The sequence below is a fragment of the Geodermatophilus chilensis genome (assembly GCF_002802985.1).
Lineage (GTDB): Bacteria > Actinomycetota > Actinomycetes > Mycobacteriales > Geodermatophilaceae > Geodermatophilus > Geodermatophilus chilensis.
Window position 1 is genome coordinate 1 of the sequence record NZ_NVPT01000233.1, and the last position, 6,531, is coordinate 6,531.

Sequence of the window (6,531 nt, forward strand, 5' to 3'; positions counted from 1 at the left end):
AGATTGGTATAAGAGACAGGCACCGGTCGCCGGTGCGGAACTGCTGCGGCAAGTAGCAGCCGTCGGGGCAAGCCGGCGCGGTCTCGGTCATGCGCCCACCGCCAAGCGGAGCGCCCGGCCGTGTTCCTCGGCTGCGGCGCGGGCGGGGTCCGCGGGCCTCTCCGCGATGCACTGACCGCACTTCCCGTTGGAGGTGTTCACGGCCTTGATGGGGTGTCCGCAGTCCGCAGTCGGCTCAGTGGGCTCACTCGCTGAGGGTTGAGCCGACTGGACTGACTGGGCCGACTGGAGGTTGTGTTTCCGCAGGTCAGCCCCAGTTGGCTCACCCTTGCCAGTCGGCTCACCCTGTGCGTGTCCGGGTTTCGCTGAGCCGACTGGCATCGACCACCAGGTCTGTCGCGGGAAGCCCTCGGAGCTGTGCTTCACTGCGGCCCGGTCCTTCGCCCGCTTGAGGGTCGCCTCGGAGTAGCCCGCGGCGCGGGCCGCCTTGACGATGTCCTTCCTCGCGGCGGTCCCGCCGTTGTCGGTCAGGTATCCGAGCAGCCAGTCGGCCGCCTCGTCGCGCTCGGTGCGGTCCTCGTCATCGACTGGGCCGCGCAGGAGGCTGGCCGCGGTGTGCTCGACCGGCGCGTCCTCCCACTCGATGCGCGCACAGCCGTGGTCCGGGTCGTCCACGAGCCGATAGGCCAGCGAGGGCGGTTCGAGGGCGAGGTTGCACTTCGTCACCGCGAAGATCCGCCTGTCCTCGTCCTCGGGATCCCGGGCGACGAGGTAAGCGGCTCGGGCGGCGCCGACGATGCCGATCGACCCGCCACCCCTGTACAAGGCGTTGCTGCCGCCGGCCTTGTTGAGGTGCCGGATCAACACCACGGTGCAGCCCGCGCGTTCGGCCATCGAGGCGAGTTGGTGCAGAACCCCGCGGACATCCTGGTCCCGGTGGGAGTCGACCCCGGAGTTGAGGAACGCCATCAGGACGTCGACCACGATGAAGGCCACCTTCTTCTCGGCGACCACCTTCTCGATCAGACCGACGTCCCGGGGCAGCGAGGGGGGCACGCGCCGGACGTTGCCGTCCTCGTCGACCTGGGGGACGTCGGCGAGAACGTGCACCCGGAGCCGGTCGGCCCCGGCTGCCGCGAGCCGGGGGGCGATGGTGTCCGCGACGCCGTCCTCGGCGGACAAGAGGAGGACGTCCCGCGGTCCAGCAGAGAGTGCGCCGTCCGGCCAGGTGCCCCCGGTCGACACCCGTGCCGCAAGGTCGAGCGTCAACGTGCTCTTCCCGGTAGACGGATCGCCGTCGATGACGACCAGCTTCCCGAGCGGAAGTCGGCCGGGCCAAAGCCATTGCACTCGCTCCGGCTCGACGTCGGACATCGTGATGACCGTTGGGGCCGGCGGGACGGGCGGCGTCATGTGCGAGTAGTCGACGGTCACGCCACCGACCTCCCGGTGCTCATCGCCGAGCGGATCGTCTTCTCGATCTCGCGCTCGTCGAGCCCGACCGACCGAGCAGCGGCCCGGAGCTGGTCGAGAAGATCAGCTGGAGCACCACGTTCGGCGGCGCGGCAGGCGGCCCAGTGCAAGGCGCGGTTCCGGCCGCCCTCCTGCGCCGACGCCACGGTTCGCACCAGGCCATCCGCGGCGGCCGAGGTGCTCATCGTCGTGATAGGACGATGAGCACCCTCGGGGCGCCGGATGAGCTTTCGCAGCCAGCTCGGCGCCGTGGTGATGGGCACCTCGGTGGCCCAGGAGTACGACCGGCCCGACATGTGCCGCGACGGCGGGGCCACGAGGTAGCCGCTGCTCGACTTGATGTCCACGCCCTCGCACAGGCGGCCGCGGTACGGGCCCGGGCACTGATACCAGGCGTGGATCCCACCGCCACCGGTGTTCGCGGTCAGCGTCGCCGGGAGCTGCACCCCGCAGGCAGCGAGGAGCTCGGCGAGGCGAGCAGCGCCGCCGGCCCGCGGGTCGACATCGAGGACGGCGACATCCTCGGCCGGTCGCAGCCCGATGTTGGCCTCCGGCCAGATGGCCCACCAGGAGCCAATGCGCTTGATGTCGGTGGTGGCGTCGTCCTTGCCGTGCGGCGTCAACGGGTGCTTCGCCGGGGAGGGGCAGTCCCGCCTCCCGCAAGAGCAGCCGCTGGCTATTGGCCAGGCGAGCGGGAGCACGTGCAGGCCGGCGCGGGCGTAGGCCGCGGCGTGCTGCGCAGCGTTCAGTCGGTGGCTGCCGGTACGCTCATCATGGCCGCCCGCCATGACCGCGCCCGTCCCGACCTCGTTGGGGCGGGCGTTCGTCACGCTGCGGCCCCTGCGCTCGCACGGAGACGGGCCACGTAGTCCTCGAGCGCCTGCGCCGGGACGCGCCGCGCACGCCCGATCCGGACCGTCTCGATCTGTCCGGCCGCGATCAGCTCGAACATCTTGGACCGTCCGATGCCGAGCACCTCGGCGGCGGCCTCCGGCCTGTACAGCAACTGCACGACTCCTCCTCGGGAGTAGGTCTGCAAGCCTACGACGAGACAGAGTGTGGACCACCGTGGACGACAATGCAACGTAGGTTGGTTGCTCCTACGGCCGAGGCGTGCGAACCTACGCCTCGTGAGCCTCATACGCGGCGGCGACGGATACGCGTGGACCAACGATCTAGAGGACGGCGGCGAGGTCTTCGTCCGATTGGACGACCAGGGCCACGTGGTCGAGGTCTTCATCACCAAGCAGGGCGGGGAAATCACACCCACGGACCTGCGGCGGCTTCCCCTGACCCGCATCCGGGCACAGGCAGCGTCGCGGCCCGATCTCTGGTTGGCGGTGAGACAGGATCCGAGCCTCGGGGCAGACCTCTACCAGGAAGCCATCAAGGCGTTCCCGTTTCGGTGGATCGAGCACGCAAAGGAGCAGCAGCAGGAAGCGCCTGCCTTCGAACTCTCGCCGTCGTCCGCTGACGAGGGCCTAACTGACCAGTTCCTCGAAGACGTCGCCCGCGCGTATCAGTCAGCGACCAGCAGAGGGCTACGGCCCAACGTGGCCCTCGCCGAACAGACCCAGGTGCCGAAACGAACCGTGGAGAAGTGGGTCTATCTCGCCCGGAAGAAGGGCCTACTGCCGGCAACCCGACCGGGGCGGGTCGGATGACCAGGCGGGCGGCGAGTGGCGAGTCGTCCATCTACCAGGACGACGACGGCCGGTGGCACGGCTACGTGTCGATGGGGAAGAAGGAGAACGGCCGGCGCGACCGGCGGCACGTCTCCGCGATGAAGCGTGCCGACGTGGTGGCGAAGGTCCGGGCGCTGGAGAAGAAGCGCGACGCCGGGATCGTCCTCGAGGCCGGCGCCGGGGCTCTCACGGTCGGCGGATGGCTCGACCACTGGCTGACCACCATCGCGGTGCGCCGCGTCCGTCCGAGCACGCTGGTCGGCTACGAGTCGAAGGTCAAGGTGCACATCAAGCCTGCCCTCGGACACCACCAGCTCGAACGCCTCCAGCCTGAGCACCTGGAAGGCTTCTACGCCGCGAAGCTGCGCGCCGGGCTGGCGCCGGGAACGGTGCTGCTGTGCCATCGCATCCTGTCCCGCGCCCTGAAGGTCGCCGAGCAGCGCGGCCGGGTGGCGAGAAACGTCGCGCTCCTGGTGGACCCGCCGCAGGCGCGCTTCGAGGAGATCGTGCCGCTGACGGCCGACGAGGCGCGTCGGGTGCTACAGGTGGCGAGGCGCCACCGGAACGCTGCTCGCTGGTCGGTGGCGCTGGCGCTCGGGCTGCGGCAGGGGGAGGCGCTCGGCGCCAAGTGGCAGCACGTCGACCTCGAGGCCGGCGTCTGGCGGGTGAAGGCGCAGATTCGGCGCCTGCCCTACCGGCACGGCTGCGGCGACACGTGCGGCCAGGACAAGCCCCGCAACTGTCCCGCGAAGGTCGGCGGCGTCACCGAGAGCGAGCCGAAGACCGAACGCGGCAAGCGCGGCATCGGTCTGCCGCCGCAGCTTCTCGCTGACTTGCGGGCGCACCGACAGGCGCAGCTCGCCGAGCGTCTCGCGGCCGGCTCGGAGTGGCAGGACAGCGACCTCGTGTTCTGCCAGCCGAACGGGAAGCCGATCGATTCGAAGGGGGACTGGAGCCGCTGGCGCAGGCTGCTGGAAGAGGCGGGTGTGCGCCATGCACGGCTGCACGACGCTCGCCATACGGCCGCGACGCTGCTCCTGGCGCAGGGCGTGCCGGCCCGTGTCGTGATGGAGATCCTCGGCCACTCCACCATCGCGGTGACGCAGAACATCTACGGCCACGTCATGCCGGAGGCGGTGTCGACGGCTACGGCCGCGGTCGCCGATGTGCTGTGGGCTGAGCCGGAGGCCACCACGCTGGCACCACGGCGTAGGCGGGACCGGTCGTCGTGATCGCATCGGGGCAGGTCAAGGGCGCACCGGCCAGACGGCGACAGATTTCTTGCCCTGGTTCTGGGAGTACGCCGGCGCCTGAGCCGGAACTGTCGGTGCCCGCTCCTAGCGTCCTGCCCGGATCGACCGGGGCCACGGACGGCCTCCCGCGACGAGGGTCGGCCAGCAGAGGAGTGGACCGTGTACATCGACTGCGAGACCTGCACCGCCCGCGGCGCCGGCTGCGGCGACTGCGTCGTCACCGTGCTGCTGGGGGCGCCGCCGGGGTGGCAGGGCGCCGACCCGACGGTGGTGCCGATGACCGGCCGGCGGGACGACCGGCTGACCGCCGAGGACGTCGTCGTGCTGCCGCCAGGGGTGGTGGTGGAGTTCGACGAGGTCGAGCGCCGCGCCGTCCGGGTGCTGGCCGACGCCGGTCTGGTGCCGCCGCTGCGTCACCAGCACCCCCCGCGGCCGGCCCCGGCGCGACGCGCCGCGCCGCAGCGGAGGGCCGGCGGGCAGGGTGCCGGGCGGCGCACCGGGTGACCCCGGTGTGCCGGCCGCCCCCCCTCGCACGGGTGACCGGACGGCGTGTCGCGGACCAGGAGTGACTCCGGACCCACAGTCCCCACCACCCCCGTTCGTCACGTCTTCAACGACCCCCGTACGGTGAGCCGGTCCGGCCGGGTGGTCGTCACCTGCAGAAAGGTGGCCTCGGCCGGTCACCGCCGAATCGCCCGACGCGCCGCACCGGCGCCGAAGGCGAACCGGGGACCCACCGCAGCACTGGGGTGAGTTCTCCCGCGCGCCGGTCCGCCGGGGCGCAGAGATAGGGCACCTTCTTCCCGGCCCGAACCCGTCAGCTAACTCGGTAGGCGGTCGCTGAGGAAGAACGGAGAGCCGCCGCCCGTGGCGACCCCCCGCCCTGCCCTGGGGCATGCCGTCGATCCGTCCCACCCCGGTCTGCCGGTCGCGTTCCGCCGCCCCGCCCCGTCTCGCGGCATCGCCCGCGGGCTGGTCCTGGGCGCCACCGCCACCCTCGCCCTGACGCTACTGCCGGGCACCGCCGCCGCGGACCCGGAGGACGCCACCAGCGCCGCGCAGATCGCACAGCTGGTCGCCCGGGCCGCGCACGAGCTCGAGGTCGTCACCGAGCAGGTCAACGAGGCCCGCGAGATGCTGGCGCAGCAGCAGGCCGCCGCGCAGGGTGCCGACCAGGCGGCCGCCGAGGCCCAGTCGCAGCTCGACGCGCTCGACGGCCAGGTCCGCCAGGTCGCCCGCGCCGCCTTCACCTCCGCCGACGGCATGCCCGAGCTGGACCTGCTGATGACCAGCGGGTCGGCCGAGGACTTCGTGTCCCGGCTGGCCATCCTCGACGCCATCGCCGTCCACACCGACGACGTGCTCGGCGAGGTCGCCGCGTCCGCCGCCGCGGCCGAGCGGGCCCGTGCCGACGCCGACGCCGCCCAGGCCGCCGCCCAGCGCGCGCTCGACGACGTCACCGCCCGCCAGGCCCGGCTCGAGGCGGACATCGCCGACTACCAGGCGCAGTACGACGCGCTGTCGGCACCGCAGCAGCAGGAGGTCGTGGCCGCGCACGCGGGCCAGTCGGTCCAGGCCGCGCCGGCCGCCGCGGCCAGCGCTGCCGCGCAGATCGCCGTCGACACCGCCCTGGCGCAGGTCGGCGACGCCTACGTGTGGGGCGCCGGCGGGCCGGACGCCTTCGACTGCTCCGGGCTGACCCAGTACGCCTACGCCGCGGCCGGCATCAGCCTGCCGCACTCCTCGCGGATGCAGGCGACGATGGGCTCGGCGGTCTCCCGCGCGGAGCTGCAGCCGGGCGACCTGGTCTTCTACTACAGCCCGGTGACCCACGTGGCGATGTACATCGGCAACGGCCAGATGGTGCACGCCTCGACCTCTGGGCAGCCGGTGAAGGTCGTGAGCGTCGACTCGATGGGTGGCATCACCGCGATGCGCCGCCTGGCCCTGTACCTTATACACATCTGACTCGGCCGACGACTCCTCACGAGGAGATCTTGATGGGGGGCGCCTCACGTAAGACATCAATCAAGCGTCTTTCTCCTATACGCATCTGCATCGTCCATCAATACTCCCATCAGCGTCATCTGTCCCGATGCATTTCTCTCAACACTATCTTA

General features: G+C 71.4%; 7 protein-coding genes and 1 riboswitch. Of the genes, 4 read left to right on the forward strand and 3 right to left on the reverse strand.

Annotated elements, in window-relative coordinates; genetic code table 11:
• Positions 1–87: 87 nt before the first annotated feature.
• From CNO22_RS24915 to CNO22_RS29470, 3 genes are read right to left on the reverse strand one after another with little or no spacing between them, the layout of a single operon-like run.
• Entirely contained in the window at positions 88–1,434 is a 1,347-nt protein-coding gene (locus CNO22_RS24915) for an AAA family ATPase (protein WP_100501941.1), read from the reverse strand.
• Positions 1,431–2,303 (reverse strand): bifunctional DNA primase/polymerase, encoded by an 873-nt coding sequence (locus CNO22_RS24920; RefSeq protein ID WP_100501942.1) that lies wholly within the window; start codon positions 2,301–2,303, stop codon positions 1,431–1,433. Before CNO22_RS24920 ends, CNO22_RS24915 begins: the two co-directional genes overlap by 4 nt.
• Positions 2,300–2,485, reverse strand: a complete 186-nt coding sequence (locus CNO22_RS29470) for an excisionase family DNA-binding protein (RefSeq protein WP_232807334.1) — start codon at positions 2,483–2,485, stop codon at positions 2,300–2,302. Before CNO22_RS29470 ends, CNO22_RS24920 begins: the two co-directional genes overlap by 4 nt.
• A 118-nt stretch (positions 2,486–2,603) precedes the next feature.
• Here CNO22_RS29470 and CNO22_RS24930 point away from each other — a divergent pair, with 118 nt between their 5' ends.
• The 4 genes from CNO22_RS24930 to CNO22_RS24945 all read left to right on the forward strand — a co-directional run bounded on the left by CNO22_RS24930 (position 2,604) and on the right by CNO22_RS24945 (position 6,379).
• Positions 2,604–3,137 carry a hypothetical protein gene (locus tag CNO22_RS24930; RefSeq protein ID WP_100501944.1) on the forward strand — a complete coding sequence of 178 codons (534 nt, stop codon included), beginning with the start codon at positions 2,604–2,606 and terminating at the stop codon, positions 3,135–3,137.
• Complete coding sequence (locus CNO22_RS24935) at positions 3,134–4,390, forward strand: tyrosine-type recombinase/integrase (RefSeq protein WP_100501945.1); 1,257 nt, start codon at positions 3,134–3,136, stop codon at positions 4,388–4,390. The genes CNO22_RS24930 and CNO22_RS24935 overlap by 4 nt, the downstream gene beginning before the upstream one ends.
• 180 nt (positions 4,391–4,570) lie before the next feature.
• The gene (locus CNO22_RS24940; protein WP_100501946.1) at positions 4,571–4,915 is read left to right on the forward strand and encodes a hypothetical protein; all 345 of its coding nucleotides are present in this window, start codon (positions 4,571–4,573) and stop codon (positions 4,913–4,915) included.
• A 187-nt stretch (positions 4,916–5,102) separates the two neighbouring features.
• Positions 5,103–5,262, forward strand: a riboswitch (cyclic di-AMP (ydaO/yuaA leader).
• Positions 5,263–5,278: 16 nt separating this feature from the next.
• Positions 5,279–6,379, forward strand: a complete 1,101-nt coding sequence (locus CNO22_RS24945; RefSeq protein ID WP_100501947.1) for a C40 family peptidase — start codon at positions 5,279–5,281, stop codon at positions 6,377–6,379.
• Positions 6,380–6,531: the final 152 nt, after the last annotated feature.